The 15,359-nt window shown below is 68.8% G+C and carries 12 protein-coding genes and 1 tRNA gene; 4 read left to right on the top strand and 9 right to left on the bottom strand.

The genetic code is table 11. The features are described from left to right. Positions 1–86: 86 nt before the first annotated feature. Entirely contained in the window at positions 87–2,804 is a 2,718-nt protein-coding gene (locus G398_RS17020) for a S9 family peptidase (protein WP_084512217.1), read from the top strand. A gap of 65 nt (positions 2,805–2,869) precedes the next feature. On the opposite strand, the gene murJ is transcribed toward G398_RS17020, so the two are convergent. The 8 genes from murJ to ggt form a co-directional block, all read right to left on the bottom strand. Continuing rightward, positions 2,870–4,465 (bottom strand): murein biosynthesis integral membrane protein MurJ, encoded by a 1,596-nt coding sequence (murJ, locus tag G398_RS0107515; RefSeq protein ID WP_026853142.1) that lies wholly within the window; start codon positions 4,463–4,465, stop codon positions 2,870–2,872. 40 nt (positions 4,466–4,505) lie between these two features. Beyond that, positions 4,506–4,581 (bottom strand) — tRNA-Thr (locus G398_RS0107510). Between the two features lie 294 nt (positions 4,582–4,875). Next, positions 4,876–6,306, bottom strand: coding sequence for an acetyl-CoA carboxylase biotin carboxylase subunit (gene accC, locus G398_RS0107505; RefSeq protein ID WP_084512215.1), 1,431 nt, complete (start codon positions 6,304–6,306; stop codon positions 4,876–4,878). A gap of 3 nt (positions 6,307–6,309) precedes the next feature. Next, complete coding sequence (gene accB, locus G398_RS0107500; RefSeq protein ID WP_084512212.1) at positions 6,310–6,903, bottom strand: acetyl-CoA carboxylase biotin carboxyl carrier protein; 594 nt, start codon at positions 6,901–6,903, stop codon at positions 6,310–6,312. A gap of 69 nt (positions 6,904–6,972) precedes the next feature. Continuing rightward, positions 6,973–7,440, bottom strand: coding sequence for a transcription antitermination factor NusB (nusB, locus tag G398_RS17015; RefSeq protein WP_052571657.1), 468 nt, complete (start codon positions 7,438–7,440; stop codon positions 6,973–6,975). Further along, positions 7,441–7,926, bottom strand: coding sequence for a 6,7-dimethyl-8-ribityllumazine synthase (ribH, locus tag G398_RS0107490; RefSeq protein ID WP_026853139.1), 486 nt, complete (start codon positions 7,924–7,926; stop codon positions 7,441–7,443). 116 nt (positions 7,927–8,042) lie between these two features. Then, positions 8,043–10,619: a bifunctional aconitate hydratase 2/2-methylisocitrate dehydratase gene (acnB, locus tag G398_RS0107485; protein WP_026853138.1), complete on the bottom strand. Its 2,577-nt coding sequence runs from the start codon at positions 10,617–10,619 to the stop codon at positions 8,043–8,045. A 161-nt stretch (positions 10,620–10,780) separates the two neighbouring features. After that, positions 10,781–12,475 (bottom strand): gamma-glutamyltransferase, encoded by a 1,695-nt coding sequence (ggt, locus tag G398_RS0107480; RefSeq protein ID WP_026853137.1) that lies wholly within the window; start codon positions 12,473–12,475, stop codon positions 10,781–10,783. Between the two features lie 96 nt (positions 12,476–12,571). On the opposite strand from ggt, the gene G398_RS19515 reads away from it, so the two are divergent. Together G398_RS19515 and G398_RS0107470 are read left to right on the top strand one after the other, a co-directional pair. Continuing rightward, the gene (locus G398_RS19515) at positions 12,572–13,063 is read left to right on the top strand and encodes a DinB family protein (RefSeq protein WP_052571656.1); all 492 of its coding nucleotides are present in this window, start codon (positions 12,572–12,574) and stop codon (positions 13,061–13,063) included. Beyond that, complete coding sequence (locus tag G398_RS0107470) at positions 13,053–13,850, top strand: arylamine N-acetyltransferase family protein (protein ID WP_043484252.1); 798 nt, start codon at positions 13,053–13,055, stop codon at positions 13,848–13,850. Before G398_RS19515 ends, G398_RS0107470 begins: the two co-directional genes overlap by 11 nt. On the opposite strand, the gene G398_RS20720 is transcribed toward G398_RS0107470, so the two are convergent. After that, positions 13,831–14,550, bottom strand: coding sequence for a hemerythrin domain-containing protein (locus G398_RS20720; RefSeq protein ID WP_245576283.1), 720 nt, complete (start codon positions 14,548–14,550; stop codon positions 13,831–13,833). The genes G398_RS0107470 and G398_RS20720 overlap by 20 nt on opposite strands. A 39-nt stretch (positions 14,551–14,589) precedes the next feature. Between G398_RS20720 and ybaK the strand changes: the two genes are divergently transcribed. Beyond that, entirely contained in the window at positions 14,590–15,069 is a 480-nt protein-coding gene (ybaK, locus tag G398_RS0107460; RefSeq protein WP_026853135.1) for a Cys-tRNA(Pro) deacylase, read from the top strand. Positions 15,070–15,359: the final 290 nt, after the last annotated feature.

The following is a 15,359-nucleotide window of genomic DNA, read 5'->3' as shown; positions in this document are numbered from 1 at the left end:
GGTCCTTCCTGGGACGGGGATCAACCGATAGCGGATTCCAGCGTAGACTTCACTTCTCCCTCTCCATTATCCAAGGAGTTCCACCCATGGATTCATCCCCGACCCTGAAGGCCCTCCTGCGGGTGGGCCTCGCCCTCGTTCTGGCGCTGCCCCTGGCGGCCGAGGGCGCCAAGCCGCCCGCACCCGCCGCCCGGAAGGGCCAGCTTCCGCCGCTCATCGACCGCGACAAGTTCTTCGGCAACCCCGAGATCGCCGGCGCCCAGCTGTCACCGGACGGCAAGTGGATCGCCTTCCTCAAGCCGTACAGGGAGACCCGCAACATCTGGGTGAAGAAGGTGGGCGAACCCTACGCCAAGGGCCACCTGATCACCGCCGACCCCAAGCGCCCCATCCCCGCCTTCTTCTGGAGCCGGGACGGCAAGCAGATCCTCTTCGTGCAGGACAGGGACGGCGACGAGAACTACAACGTCTACGCCGTGGATCCGGCGGCTCCCGCAGCGGCCGGCAAGGAGGTGCCCGAGGCCCGCAACCTGACCGCCGCCAAGGGCGCCCGGGCCATGATCTACGCCGTGCCCAAGGCCGATCCCGACACGATCTATGTGGGCCTCAACGACCGCGACGCGGCCTGGCACGACGTCTACAAGGTGAAGATCTCCACGGGCGAGCGGACCCTGGTGCGCAAGAACACTGAGCGCATCGCCGGCTGGGTCTTCGACAAGCAGGCGAACCTGCGCCTGGCCCTGCGCACCACGGACAAGGGCGACACCGAGATCCTCCGCGTGGATCCCGAGGGCTTCACCAAGGTCTACGAGTGCTCGATCTTCGAGTCCGCCGCCCCGATCAACTTCCACAAGGACGGCAAGCGGGTCTACCTGGAGACCAACAAGGGCCACCGCGACCTGACCGAGCTGGTGCTCTTCGACCCCGCCACGGGGAAGGAGGAGAAGCTCGAATCCGATCCCAAGGGCCGCGTGGACTTCGGCTCGGCCCTGTTCTCGGACCTCACGGACGAGCTCATCGCCACCACCTACCAGGACGACCGCACCCGGATCTACTGGAAGGACAAGGCCTGGGAGGCGGACTTCAAGCGCATCCAGGCGAAGCTCCCCGGCCGCGAGATCGGCCTGGCCTCCATGACGAACGACGAGCAGCTGGTGATGGTGGCCGCCTACAGCGACCAGGATCCCGGCAGCCGCTACCTCTTCGACCGCCGCACCAAGAAGCTGAGCCTGGAATACGTGTCCCGGGAAGACCTGCCCCGGAAGGACATGGTCGCCATGCGGCCCATCCGCTACAAGTCCAGCGACGGCCTGGAGATCCCCGCCTACCTGAGCCTGCCCAAGGGCGTGCCCGCCAAGGGGCTGCCCCTGGTGGTGGTGCCCCACGGCGGCCCCTGGGCCCGGGATGCCTGGGGCTTCAACAACCTGGCCCAGTTCCTGGCCAACCGCGGCTATGCCGTGCTGCAGCCCAACTTCCGCGGCTCCACGGGCTACGGCAAGAAGTTCCTCAATGCCGGCAACAAGCAGTGGGGCGACCTCATGCAGGACGACCTCACCTGGGGCGTGAAGCACCTGGTGGCCCAGGGCATCGCCGATCCCAAGCGCGTGGGGATCATGGGCGGCTCCTACGGCGGCTACGCCACCCTGGCCGGCGTGGCCTTCACGCCGGACCTCTACGCGGCGGCCGTGAGCATCGTCGGCCCCTCCAACCTGCTGACCCTGCTGGAGACCATCCCGCCCTACTGGGAGGCCGGCCGCATCGTGTTCCACGAGCGCATGGGCAACCCCAACACGCCCGAGGGAAGGAAGCAGCTGGAGCGCCAGTCGCCCCTGAACTCCGCGGCGAAGATCCACACCCCGCTCATGGTCATCCAGGGCGCCAATGATCCCCGCGTGAAGAAGGCCGAGAGCGACCAGATCGTCATCGCCCTGCGGGACCGCGGCTTCCCGGTGGAGTACCTGTGTGCGCCCGACGAGGGCCACGGCTTCGCCCGGCCCGTGAACAACCAGGCCATGTTCGCCGCCGCCGAGACCTTCCTGGCGAAGTACCTCAAGGCCCGCCACCAGGAGGGCGGCAAGCCGGACGTCATGAAGCGCCTGCCGGAGATCACCGTGGATCCCAAGACGGTGGTCCTGGCCAAAAAGGCCGACGCGGCGGCGGTGGGCGTCCCCAGACCCGTCGCGAAGCCCACGGCCGGCACCTTCACCTATGCGGGCACCATCGCCATGGGCCCTCGCTCCATGCCCATCTCCATGGTCCGGACCGTGAAGGAGGAAGGGGGCGCCTGGGTGGTGACGGATGCCGCCAAGCTGCCCGGCGGGGAGGCGGTGGAGACCACCACCATGGCCCAGGACAGCCTCGTGCCCCTGAAGCGCCTCGTGAAGCAGGGGGCCGTGACCATCGAGCTGGCCTATGAGGGCTCCAAGGCCACGGGCTCCATGGCCATGGGCGGCAACGCCAGGCCCTTCAGCATCGAGCTGGGCGGCGGGGCCTACGCCGAGGGTTCGGGTTCCGAGGATGCTCTGGCCTGTCTGCCCCTGGCGGACGGCTACACCACCACCTTCCGCAACGCGGACCTCCAGCGCCAGAAGGTCCAGCTCAAGCAGCTCAAGGTCGCGGGCCAGGAGGATCTGAAGGTGCCCGCGGGCAGCTTCAAGGCCTGGAAGGTGGAGCTCACCTCCGCCGAGGGCGAGCCCGGCACCACGACCGTGTGGGTGGACACCGCCACCCGCAAGGTGCTCAAGACCGTGGCGACGGGCCCCCAGATGGGCGGCGCCGTGGTGACGGTGGAACTGCAGAACTGAACACGGTCTGCGCACAGAGGGGCCGGGCCACGTTCCACTGGGCCCGGCCCCTCGTCTGTCAGCAGCTACCGGCGCAGCTTCCCGAGGACCTTCCCGGACAGCTCCCGGGCCTCGGGATGGCCGAGGGCCACGGCGGCCAGGCCGTAGGCGGCGGCGCAGGCGGCGATGAGGGGCAGCAGGCGCAGGGCCAGGCCCGCCCGGCGGAAGGCGTGGGGGGCGTCCAGGCCCAGGAGGCCCGCCCCGGCCCAGGCCAGCAGGCCCATGAGGATTGAAGCCAGCAGCGCCCGGGCGGCGGCGTTCCGGAGGGGGCGCAGGTCCAGGCCGGGGAGGCGGGGGCGCAGGCGCAACAGCACGCCGAGCCATCCGGCAAGGCTGGCCAGCCCATTGGCCAGGGCGAGGCCGCCGGTGCCCAGGGGCTTCAGCAGGGCGAGGCTGAGGGCCACGTTCAGCAGCAGCGTGCCGGCGGCCAGGGCGGCGGGGCCGCGGTAGTCCTTGAGGGCGTAGAGGGCCTGGTTGCCTAGGCGCTGGGCCGCCACGAAGACCAGGCCCACGCACTGGAACACCAGCGTCAGGGCCGTCCAGTCCGAGGCTGCCGGTGTGTAGGCGCCGGTGCGGAAGAGCAGCGCGCACACGGGCCGCGAGAGCACCGCCAGGCCCACGGAGGCCGGCAGCACCAGCAGGGCCGAGGCCGAGATGGACTGGGTGAGGCTGCGGTTCATGGCGGGCCAGTCCCGGACCTCGGCCTGGCGCGACAGGGCGGGCAGGCTCGCCGTGGCGAGGCTCATGGCGAAGAGGCCCATGACCATCTCGCTCATCATGCCGCTGTTGAAGAGCACGGTCTGGGCGCCGTTGGGCAGCTCCGAGGCCAGGGTGGTGCTGATGAGGGCGTTGATGGGATAGATCCCCGCCGCCAGCAGGCCGGGTCCCATGCGCCTGAGGGTCTTGAGCACCCAGGGATCCCGCAGGTGCAGGCCGAAGGAGAGGCCGAAGCCCTCCTTCCGGATGGCGGGCAGCAGCACCAGCAGTTGCAGCACGCCGCCCGCCAGCACCGCCAGGGCGCACACGACCGCCACGGTCTCGTAGGGTACGCGCCCCGTCCGCTCCAGCACGCGCAGGCTCGTCCAGCCGAAGGCGATGAAGGCCACGTTCCAGAAGATGGAGACCGATGCCGCCAGCGCGAAACGGTGCCGCAGGTTCAGCAGGCCGCCGAAGCCCGCCGTGAGGCTCACCAGGGCCAGGTAGGGGAACATGATGCGGCCCAGGCGGGTGGTGAGCTCGCCCTGCACCTCCGGCCGCCCCAGGGTGAGCAGGCCCGCCAGGGGGCCCATGAAGAGCAGCACCAGGACGACGCCGATCAGGAGGATGGCCAGCAGGGTGCCCAGGAAGCGTGCCGCCACGGCCTTCACCGCGGCCTCGCCCTCGGCGGCCTCCGCCTCCGCCAGGGTCGGCAGGAAGGCGGCGGTCATGGTGCCTTCGGCCGTGAAGCGCCTCAGCAGGTTCGGCAGGCGGAAGGCCACGAAGTAGGCGTCCGCCGCGGCACCCGCGCCCAGCACGTGGCTGAGGAAGAAGGTCTGGAGCAGCCCGGTCAGCCGGCTCAGCAGCGTCATGAACCCCACCACCCCCGCAGAGCGGAGCAGGCTGGGGCGGGCGGGGGCAGTCATGGGCGTCGCCTGGCGTGATGGACCATGAAGCTCCCGGCATTGGAGCCGCCTGCCGGAATCGAACCGGCGACCTCCAGATTACAAGGCTGGAGCTCTACCAACTGAGCTAAGGCGGCGCAGGGACCAGTTTAGCGGAGTTTGAAATGCGAGCTGGGAGGGGCCGGGCCCAGGAAGTGGCCAACCTGGGTGTGACTCTCAGCGGTGCGGGGCCCCACTCGGGACAGCGCCGGTGCGCTGTCCCGAGTGGCCCGCATCCGCTTCGACCAACTGAGCTATGGCGGCACGGGGACCAATCTATCGGATTCCGCGAGGTTCCTGAACGTCGCGGGATTGTGGCCAACCTGGTTGTTATGGATCCGCGAGCGGGGCCCCGCTCGGAACAGCGCCTATGCGCTGTCCCTCGCGACCCGCTACCGCGGATCCCCGACCGGATCCCTCTTCAGCTCCTCCATGAAGGTCTCCATCCACTTGGTGGAGAAGCCCCCGGAGATGAAGTCGGGGTGGTCCATGATGCGGCGGTGCAGGGGGGCCGTGGTCTTGATGCCTTCGATGACCAGGGTGTCCAGGGCGCGGCGCATGCGGGCGATGGCCTCGGTGCGGTCGGCGCCGTAGGCGATGAGCTTGGCCACCATGGAGTCGTAGTGGGGCGGGATGACCGCATCCTGGTGCATGGCCGTGTCCACGCGGATGCCGGGGCCGCCAGGGAAGTGCAGGGCCGTGATGCGGCCAGGGCAGGGCGTGAACTTGAAGGGGTCCTCGGCGTTGATGCGGCACTCGATGGCATGGCCCTTCTGGACCACCTCCTCCTGGCGGAAGCTGAGCTTCTGGCCGGCGGCGATGCGGAGCTGCTCCTTCACGATGTCGATGCCCGTGACCAGCTCGGTGACGGGGTGCTCCACCTGGACGCGAGTGTTCATCTCCATGAAGAAGAAGTCGCCGCGCTTGTCGAGCAGGAACTCGATGGTGCCCGCGTTGTAGTAGCCCACGGCCCGGGCGGCCTTCACGGCGGTGTCGCAGATGCGCTTGCGCAGGTCCGGTGTCAGCGCGGCGCTGGGGCTCTCCTCGATGAGCTTCTGGTGGCGGCGCTGGATGGAGCACTCGCGCTCGCCCAGGTGCACCACGTTGCCGAAGAGGTCGCCCATGATCTGGACTTCGATGTGGCGCGGCTCCAGGAGGTACTTCTCCATGTAGACGGCATCGTCGCCGAAGGCGCTCTTGGCCTCGCTGCGGGCGGTGTTGTAGAGGTCCGGCAGCTCCTCGGGGTTGTTGACGATGCGCATGCCGCGCCCGCCGCCTCCGGCGCTGGCCTTCACGATGACGGGATAGCCGATCTGCTCGGCCACCACGAGGGCCTCCTCCACCGTCTCGATGATGCCCTCGCTGCCGGGCATGAGGGGCACGCCGGCCTCCTGCATGGTGGCCTTGGCCTGGGCCTTGTTGCCCATCTTGCGGATGATCTCGGCGTTGGGGCCGATGAAGGTGATGCCGCAGGCCTGGCAGACTTCCACGAAGTGGGGGTTCTCGCTGAGGAAGCCATAGCCCGGATGGATCGCCTCGGCGCCGGTGACTTCCGCGGCGGCGATGACCTGGGGGATGTTCAGGTAGGACTTCGAGGAGGCCGCGGGGCCGATGCACACCTCTTCGTCGGCGAACCGCACGTGGAGGGCGTTGCGGTCGGCCTCGGAGTAGACGGCCACGGTCTGGATGCCCATCTCCTTGCAGGCCAGGATCACGCGCAGCGCGATCTCGCCGCGGTTGGCGATGAGGATCTTCTTGAATGGCGGTTCGTCCGCGTGGGCCTGCACGGCGGGAGACGACTTGCGCTTGATGGCGGCGCCCATGGCCTAGCCGATCCGGACCGCGAAGAGGCGCTCGCCATACTCGACGGGGGTGCCGTTCTCCACCAGCACCTTCACCACCTCGCCCGAGACGTCGCACTCGATCTCGTTCATGAGCTTCATGGCCTCCACGATGCAGAGGGTCTGGCCGGGCTTCACGAAGTCGCCGGGGGAGACATAGGGCGCGGCGGTGGGGTTGGAGGCCCGGTAGAAGGTGCCGACGATGGGGCTGGTGACGTAATGGATGCCGGGCTCGTCCGCGGGAACGGCGGGCTGGGCCGCGGGGATCGCCGCCGCCGGGAAGGGCTGGGGCGCCGGGGCGGCGGCGACCACCACCTGCTGGGGGGCCGGGGCTGCCTGGACCACGGGGGCCGGGCCATCCTTGCGGATGCGGAAGCGCATGTCGCCGGCCTCGAACTCGAACTCCTGGAAGGGCTCCCGGCCCACCAGGGCGATGAGGGCCTTGATCTCCTCCAGGCCCAGAGGGGCGCCGGGAGTGGTCCGGGGAGCCGCTGTCTTGAGGGCGGCCTTGGCAGGCGCGGGCTTGGGGGCCGGCGCGGATTTCTTGGGTGCAGTGGATTTCTTGCGTGAGGTGCTCATCAAGGCTCCAACGGTCGGATCAGGCTGGGGAAGGGAACGAGCATAGCAAACCAGCCGGTCAAGGTCAGGTCACGATTCGTCCTGGGGATCCGCGGCCACGGCCTTCTTGCGGAGGCGCGGGCCGGTTTCTTCGGGGCGGAACTCTTTGCGCGCGGCGTCCAGGATGCCGTTGAGGAATTGGGTGCCCTCCTGGTCGCTGAACTCCTTCACGATCTCCAGGGCCTCGTTGATGACGATGGGGAAGGGCACTTCCTTCACGAACATCAGCTCGAAGAGCCCCAGGCGCAGGAGGTTGCGGTCCACCGCGGCCATGCGGTGGATCTTCCAGTGCTCGGCGTACTTCGCCAGCACCGCATCGATCTCGTCGAGGTTGCCGTAGACTCCGTCCACCAGGCGCCGGGCGTAGTAGAAGGCATCCCGGTTCAGGTCCTGGATGGCGTAGAACCCCGCGAACACCTGATCCGGCGCGTAGCCGGTGAGGTCCATGGCGTACAGCATCTGAAGGGCGTACTCGCGCCCCCGGCGGCGGACTCCCATCTACTTCTTTCCCTTCCCAGCCTTGAGGGTGTGGGCGAGGTCAGCCATCTCGAGGACGCTCTGGGCGGCCTCCCAGCCCTTGTTGCCCATCTTGGCGCCGGCCCGGTCGATGGCCTGCTCCACGCTGTCCGTGGTCAGCACGCCGAAGGCCAGGGGCAGGCCCGTGTCCAGGGCCACCTGGGCGGCGCCCTTGGTGACCTCGGCGGCGATCATGTCGAAGTGGGGCGTGCCGCCGCGGATCACCGAGCCCAGCACGATGACGCCGGCGTAGCGGCCGCTCTGGGCCGCCAGCTTGGCCGCCTGGGGCAGCTCGAAGCTCCCGGGGACGCGGATGAGGTCCATCTGCTCCTCGCGGCCGCCGTGGCGGAGGATGCAGTCCTTCGCGCCCTCGATGAGGCGGTCGACGATGAAGTCGTTCCAGCGCGAGGCCACCAAGGCGAAGCGGTCGCCGTCGTGGACGCGGATGTGGCCCTCAAAGATCCCCATGGGAACCCCCCGAAAGGTGGTCAAGAATTGATGAGGTTAGCACACATGGATGAATCGCTTACTCGGAAAATGGCCCGGGGGCAGTGCCCCCGGGCCATTTTCCGAGCAGGGAGAAGCTAGACCTGCACCGTGTCCGCGACTTCGCGGAAGTCGGCGATCTGGTCGAAGTTCATGTAGCGGTAGATGTCGGCGGACTTCTTGCCGACGATGCCGATCTGCTCCATGTACTCGGCCACGGTGGGGATCTTCCCCATCAGGGCGCAGATGGCGGCCAGCTCGGCGCTGCCGAGGTAGACGCGGGTGTCGAGGCCCAGGCGGTTGGGGAAGTTGCGGGTGGAGGTGGACATGGCCGTGCTGCCCTTGCGGACCTGGGCTTGGTTGCCCATGCACAGCGAGCAGCCGGGCATCTCCATGCGGGCGCCGGTGCGGCCGAGGATGCCGTAGTAGCCCTCCTGGGTGAGGATGTAGGCGTCCATCTTGGTGGGCGGGGCGATCCAGAGCCGGGTGGAGAGGTCGGTCTTGCCGTCCAGCAGCTTCCCGGCGGCGCGGAAGTGGCCGATGTTGGTCATGCAGGAGCCGATGAACACCTCGTCGATCTTGTCGCCGGCCACCGTGGACAGCAGCTTCACGTCGTCGGGGTCGTTGGGGCAGGCCACGATGGGCTCCTTCACGTCCGCGAGGTCGATCTCGATGACAGCGGCGTATTCGGCGTCCGCATCCGGGGCCAGCAGCTCGGGCTTGGCGATCCAGGCCTGCATGGCCTTGATGCGGTTCTCCAGGGTCTCGCGGTGCTCGTAGCCGTTGGCGATCATCCACTTCATGAGCGTGATGTTCGAGGTCATGTACTCGATGATCGGTTCCTTGTCCAAGCGCACGGTGCAGCCCGCGGCGCTGCGCTCGGCGGAGGCGTCCGTCAGCTCGAAGGCCTGCTCGACCTTCAGCTTGGGCAGGCCCTCGATCTCGAGGATGCGGCCGCTGAAGATGTTCTTCTTGCCCTTCTTCTCGACGGTGAGCAGCCCCTGCTGGATGGCGTAGTAGGGGATGGCGTTCACCAGGTCGCGCAGGGTGACGCCGGGCTGCAGCTCACCCTTGAATCGCACCAGCACGGATTCCGGCATGTCCAGGGGCATGACGCCCGTGGCGGCGGCGAAGGCCACCAGGCCCGAGCCCGCGGGGAAGGAGATGCCGATGGGGAAGCGGGTGTGGGAGTCGCCGCCGGTGCCCACGGTGTCGGGCAGGAGCAGGCGGTTCAGCCAGCTGTGGATGACGCCGTCGCCGGGCTTCAGCGACACGCCGCCGCGGTTCGTGATGAAGGGCGGCAGCTCGCGGTGCGTCTTCACGTCCACGGGCTTGGGGTAGGGCGCGGTGTGGCAGAAGGACTGCATCACCATGTCGGCGGAGAACTGCAGGCAGGCCAGGTCCTTCAGCTCGTCGCGGGTCATGGGGCCCGTGGTGTCCTGGGAGCCCACGGTGGTCATCTTGGGCTCGCAGTAAGTGCCGGGCCGGATGCCCTTCACACCGCAGGCGCGGCCCACCATCTTCTGGGCCAGGCTGAAGCCCTTGCCGGTGTCCTTGGGCGTGGCGGGCAGGCGGAACGTGGTGGATTCGGGCAGGCCCAGGGCCTTGCGGGCCTTGGCCGTGAGACCACGGCCCACGATGAGGGGGATGCGGCCGCCGGCGCGGACCTCGTCGAAGATCACCTCGGACTTCACCTTGAACTCGGCGATGACCTTCCCGTTCTTCAGGGCCTTGCCCTCGTAGGGGCGCAGCTCGATGACGTCGCCCATGTCCATGCTGTTGACGTCCAGCTCGATGGGCAGGGCGCCGGCATCTTCCATGGTGTTGTAGAAGATGGGGGCGATCTTGGAACCGAGGCAGACGCCGCCGAAGCGCTTGTTGGGCACGAAGGGGATGTCCTCACCCGTGAACCAGAGCACGGAGTTGGTGGCGGACTTGCGGCTGGAGCCCGTGCCCACCACGTCGCCCACGTAGGCCACCAGGTTCCCCTGGGCCTTCAGCGCATCCAGCTGCTTGAGGGGGCCGACCTTGCCGGGCTCGTCAGGGGTGATGCCGGGCCGGGCGTTCTTCAGCATCGCGAGGGCGTGGAGCGGGATGTCGGGGCGGCTCCAGGCGTCGGGCGCGGGGGAGAGGTCGTCCGTGTTGGTCTCGCCGGTCACCTTGAACACGGTGAGGGTCAGGCTCTGGGGCACCTCGGGGCGGCTGGTGAACCACTCGGCCTCGGCCCAGCTCTTCAGGACGGCCTTGGCGTTCGCGTTGCCCTTGTCGGCCTTGGCCTTCACGTCCTCGAAGGCGTCGAAGACCAGCAGGGTCTTCTTGAGACCCTCGGCGGCGATCCCGCCCACGGTGGCGTCGTCCAGCAGGTCGATGAGGGGCTTCACGTTGAAGCCGCCCAGCATGGTGCCCAGCAGCTCCGTGGCCTTCTCGCGGGAGACCAGGGCCACTTTCTCCTTGCCGCTGGCCACGGCGGCCAGGAAGCCGGCCTTCACCCGCGCCGCGTCATCCACGCCCGCGGGCACACGGTGGGTCAGCAGGTCGAGGAGGAAGGCCTCCTCGCCCTTGGGCGGGGTGGCGAGCAGTCCGGTGAGTTCATGGGTCTGCGCTTCGGTCAGCGGCAGGGGCGGGATCCCGAGGGCGGCACGCTCGGCAACGTGTTGGCGATAGGCTTGCAGCACGGTCAACTCCCCTGGAAGCGCCGCTTGGCGCGAACGACCTGACGATATGGCTTTGGCGGGGCACCATCCCCCGCAGAGGGCAGGCATAGACTCCCGCCACGTCCATTCTACATGGGCGACCGCTGGAGCAGGCCCATGGCCGCCGTCTTCGAGGCTAATTCCTAGTAGCCGGCCGCCTGGCCGTCCTTCCGGGACTCGCTGGCCCCGAAGTAGACCTTCTGCTTCGGATCCCAGCGGATGGCCTGGTAGCCGCCGTAGCCACCGAACATCCAGCCCACGCCGTGGCCGCGGTTCATCAGCTCCCGCACGGTCTCGTAGGGGAAGCCACTTTCCAGCTGGATGGTACCTGGCAGCTTCCCCTTCTCACCCGTGGGCTCCGGCGAGCCGTCGTGGCTCATGCGGGGGGCGTCGCCGGCCTCCTGGGCGTTCATGCCGAAGTCGATGAGGTCCATGACGATCTGGACGTGCCCGATGGGCTGGAACTCCCCGCCCATGACGCCGTAGCTGAGGAAGGGCTGGCCGTCCTTGGTGATGAAGCCGGGAATGATGGTGTGGAAGGGTCGCTTGCCCGGCGCGTAGGTGTTGGCGTTGCCCTCTTCGAGGTTGAACAGCTCGCCGCGGTCCTGGAGGCAGAAGCCCAGGTCTCCGGGCGTCATGCCGCTGCCCATGCCGCGGTAGTTGCTCTGGATGAGGCTCACCATGTTGCCCTCGCCATCCGCCGTGGTGAGGTACACGGTGTCGCCTTCCTTCAGGGGCGGGTGGCCCGCCTCCAGGCGCCGGGAAGCCCGGTCGCCGATGAGGGCCCGGCGCTGGGTGGCGTACTCCTTCGAGAGCAGCCAGGAGAGCGGCACCTTCATGAAGGCGGCGTCGGCGTAGAACTTGGCCCGGTCCTCGAAGGCCAGCTTCTTGGCCTCGGTGAAGAGGTGCACGTGCTGCGGGCTGCCGAAGGGGATCTTCGAGAAGTCGTAGCCCTCGAGGATGTTCAGCATCTGGAGCGCGGCGATGCCCTGGCCGTTGGGGGGCAGCTCCCACACGTCATAGCCGCGGTAGTTCACGCTCACCGGCTCCACCCAGTCCGAGTGGTGGGCGGCCAGGTCCTCGTAGCTGAGGAAGCCGCCCTGGGCCTTCATGTAGGCGTCGATCTTCCGGGCGATCTCCCCCTTGTAGAAGGCGTCGCGGCCCTCCTTCGCGAGGATCTCCAGTGTCCTGGCCAGGCGCGGGTTGCGGAAGACCTCGCCGCTCACCGGTCCGCGCTTGCCGTCCACGGTGAAGGTCTCCAGGAAGCCCGGGTACTTGCCCAGCACGGGCACGCTGCGGCCCCAGTAGTAGACGATGAGCTCGCTGACGGGGAAGCCCTCCTTGGCGTACCGGATGGCCGGCGCCAGCACCTGGGCCATGGGCAGCTTGCCGAACTTCCGGTGCAGCTCGAACCAGCCATCCACGCAGCCCGGCACGCTCACGGGCAGGGGCCCCTGGGCGGGGATGTGCTTGAGGCCGAGCTTCTTGAAGTGATCCAAGGTGAGCGACTTGGGTGAGCGGCCGCTGCCGTTGAGGCCGTGGAGCTTCTTCGTCTTCGCGTCCCACACGATGGCGTAGAGGTCACCCCCCATGCCGCTGCCCGTGGGCTCCATGAGGCCCAGGGCCGCGTCCGCCGCGATGGCGGCATCCACGGCGGAGCCGCCCTGCTTGAGGATGTCCAGGGCGATCTGGGTCACGAGGGCCTGGCTGGTGCAGGCCATGCCGTGCTGGGCCGCCACCTCAGAGCGCGTGGCGAAGGCCCGGCCCGTGACGCGGTCGCCGGCCAGCAGGGAGAGGGCGGCCAGGGGAAGGGCGAAACATGCCGCAGCAAGGCGCATGGGACCTCCGGGGAGTGCTTCATGAAACCACGGATGCCTCACGAGTCGATGCTTCAACTTTCATCCGGCTGCGCCATGCTGGTGGCGAGGTGACCCATGACCTTCGACGCCGCCACCCGGGAGGCCCACCTCCTCCGCTACCGCCAGGGCCCCGCCCTGCTGCGCCGGGCCTGGGAGGAGGTACCCCCGGAGGCCCGCACTTGGCGCCCCGCTGAGGGCAAGTGGAGCACCCACGAGGTGGTGGTCCACTGCGCGGACTCCGAAACCTACGCGGCCACCCGCATCCGGCTCCTTTTGGCGGAGCCCGAGCCGCTCATCGTGGGCTACGACGAGAACGTCTGGGCCCGGCGCTTCGACTACCACGCCTCCGATCCGGAGCTGTCCCTGCGGCTGATCGAAGTGGTGCGCACCCACACCCTGGCGACCCTCCTCCGCCTGCCGGAAGAGGCCTGGGACCGCATGGGGCGCCACACCCAGAGCGGCCCCTACGGCACGGACGACTGGCTGCGGAGCTACGCCGCCCACCTGGAGGTCCATGCGGCCCAGATCCGGCGGAACCTCGATGCCTGGAGGATCCATGGCCGCTGACCTGGACCTGGCCGCCTACCTGCGGCGCATCGGCTTCGCCGGCGGGCCTCGGCCGGACCTGCCCACACTGCGGGCCCTGCACCTGGCCCACGCCACCCACATTCCCTTCGAGAACCTGGACATCCAGATGGGGTTGCCGATCCGGCTGGACCTGGGCTCCCTCCAGGCCAAGCTGGTGCAGCGCCGGCGCGGCGGCTACTGCTTCGAGCAGAATGGCCTGTTCCTGGCGGTGCTCCGGGAGGTGGGCTTCGACGTGATCCCCTGCGAGGCCCGGGTGCGCCGGGGGGCAACCGCCCTGCTGCCCCGCACCCACATGCTGCTGCTCGTGAGGCTGGAGGGCCTCCGCTGGCTCTGCGACGTGGGCTTCGGCGGCGAGGGGCTGCTGCACCCCCTGCCGCTGGATGGCCAGGCCCACGTCCAGTTCCTGCACCGCTACCGCGTGGTCGAGGAGACGGTCGGGGAGCCCCTGAACGTGCTCCAGTGCCTCCAGGCCGGCGACTGGATGGATCTCTACGCCTTCCGGGCCGAGGAGCGGTTTCCGGTGGACTACGAGATGGCCAACCACTACACCAGCACCCATCCCGAGTCCCGGTTCCTGACGACCCTCACGGCCCAGCTCCCGGGGCCCGAGGTGAGGCGGATCCTCCGCAACCGCGCCTACGCCGAGATTCGGGGCGAGGCGATCGAGGGCCGCGAGCTGGCGCCGGAGGAGGTCATCCCCCTCCTGCGGGAGGCCTTTGGGCTGGAGGTGCCCGAGGGGGCGAGGTTCAGGGCTCTGGAGGGCTGAGCGGTCCCTCGTCATAGCGCGTGGGAAGGGTGGCCAGCTCCCGGGAGATGTCGCCGGCCAGCTGCCTCCGCTGGGCCTCCGTGAGTCCATCGGCCACGGGGTAGACCCGTTCCTCCTCCAGGGCGTTGTGGGCGGCCAGGCGGCGCTGGACGGCCTCGAAGCCGGACCGGGCCGCGGTCCAGTCGGGCCCGGTCCCCTTCAAGGCGTTCACCAGCGTGGCCAGGGTGGCCATGAAGAAGTCGTGGTCCTCCCGCAGGGTCTGGAGCGTGCCGGCGAGGTCCGGGCGGGCTCCGGCCACGGCGGGGAAGAGCGCCTTGTGCTCGGCGCGGATGTGCACGGCCAGTCGCATCCAGATCCGGTCCAGGGCCCGGTGGGCCTCCGCCTGGAGGCCGCGGTCCAGGGCCGCCCGGGCCTCCCGGCACAGCGCGTCGATCTCTGCGTGGTCCTTCGCCAGGTGGCCCGCGATGGGATCGGGGCTCTCCTTCGCGGTGTCGTGCTTGGCGGCGAGGACGTGCTCGGCCTTGCCGGATTCGAAGATCTTCTGGAGCTCGAGGAAGGTGGAGCCCAGGGTCGAGCCCTGCGCCCGCCTCCGCCGCCAGTAGATCCAGCCGCGGGCCTCCATCCAGAGCCCCAGCCGGTCCAGGAGGGCCAGCGCCACCACGGCGAGCGCCAGCGCGAGGAGGGGATCGGGGGGCGACATGGACACGGGGGCTCCTGCCGGTCGTGGGATCATGGTGCCATGTCCAAGGCCCCGTCCACCAACGCCACGCGGATGCTCAGGCAGGCCGGCGTGGCCTACACCGAGCACCTCTACCGCTACGAGGACCATGGCGGCACGGCCGTGAGCGCCCGGGAACTGGGCGTGGCGGAGCACGCCGTCATCAAGACCCTGGTGATGGAGGATGAGAAGGGCGCGCCCCTCATCATCCTCATGCACGGGGACCGCGAGGTGAGCACCAAGGAACTGGCGCGCCAGATCGGCGCGAAGTCCGTGCAGCCCTGCAAGCCCGAGGTGGCCAACCGCCACAGCGGCTACCTGGTGGGCGGCACCAGCCCCCTGGGCACCAAGAAGGCCATGCCCGTGCACGCGGAGGCGAGCCTCTTCGGCCTGGACCGCATCTACCTCAACGGAGGCAGCCGCGGCTTCCTCGTGGGGCTCGATCCCAATGACCTCGACCGGGTGCTGAAGATCCGGCGCGTGTCAGTGGCGATCCCGTAGGCGCCGGCCCATTCGAACGGCTTCTCTCACCGCAGAGATCGCGGAGAACGCAGAGGAAAGAAAAAAAGGGATGAGCCACAAAAGGCACAGAGAATACAAGAAAAGCCTTTCCTGATTATCGGCGAGCCTCAGCCAGAAAAGCGGAACGCAGAGGGCGCAGAGACCGCCCATCGGGCGCACGGAGAGCGCGGAGGGGGCTCGACCCTGGCGCCCCCCATGGAGCCCACGCTTGCGAAGCTGCACCCCCAAATCAGCCGCAGCCCCGTTTTCAATCTGTGCAAATCTGTGGA

It is taken from the genome of Geothrix fermentans DSM 14018, from assembly GCF_000428885.1.
Classification (GTDB): Bacteria; Acidobacteriota; Holophagae; order Holophagales; family Holophagaceae; genus Geothrix; species Geothrix fermentans.
Note: the sequence above shows the minus strand (reverse complement) of the source record. Positions and strands in the feature narration are given on the sequence as shown.

Excerpts from the sequence above, each read along its gene's own strand:
- G398_RS17020 (WP_084512217.1), top strand. The coding sequence starts at position 87 with ATGGATTCATCCCCGACCCTGAAGGCCCTCCTGCGGGTGGGCCTCGCC.
- murJ (WP_026853142.1), bottom strand. The coding sequence starts at position 4,465 with ATGACTGCCCCCGCCCGCCCCAGCCTGCTCCGCTCTGCGGGGGTGGTG.
- accC (WP_084512215.1), bottom strand. The coding sequence starts at position 6,306 with ATGGGCGCCGCCATCAAGCGCAAGTCGTCTCCCGCCGTGCAGGCCCAC.
- accB (WP_084512212.1), bottom strand. The coding sequence starts at position 6,903 with ATGAGCACCTCACGCAAGAAATCCACTGCACCCAAGAAATCCGCGCCG.
- nusB (WP_052571657.1), bottom strand. The coding sequence starts at position 7,440 with ATGGGAGTCCGCCGCCGGGGGCGCGAGTACGCCCTTCAGATGCTGTAC.
- ribH (WP_026853139.1), bottom strand. The coding sequence starts at position 7,926 with ATGGGGATCTTTGAGGGCCACATCCGCGTCCACGACGGCGACCGCTTC.
- ggt (WP_026853137.1), bottom strand. The coding sequence starts at position 12,475 with ATGCGCCTTGCTGCGGCATGTTTCGCCCTTCCCCTGGCCGCCCTCTCC.
- G398_RS19515 (WP_052571656.1), top strand. The coding sequence starts at position 12,572 with ATGACCTTCGACGCCGCCACCCGGGAGGCCCACCTCCTCCGCTACCGC.
- G398_RS0107470 (WP_043484252.1), top strand. The coding sequence starts at position 13,053 with ATGGCCGCTGACCTGGACCTGGCCGCCTACCTGCGGCGCATCGGCTTC.
- G398_RS20720 (WP_245576283.1), bottom strand. The coding sequence starts at position 14,550 with ATGTCGCCCCCCGATCCCCTCCTCGCGCTGGCGCTCGCCGTGGTGGCG.
- ybaK (WP_026853135.1), top strand. The coding sequence starts at position 14,590 with ATGTCCAAGGCCCCGTCCACCAACGCCACGCGGATGCTCAGGCAGGCC.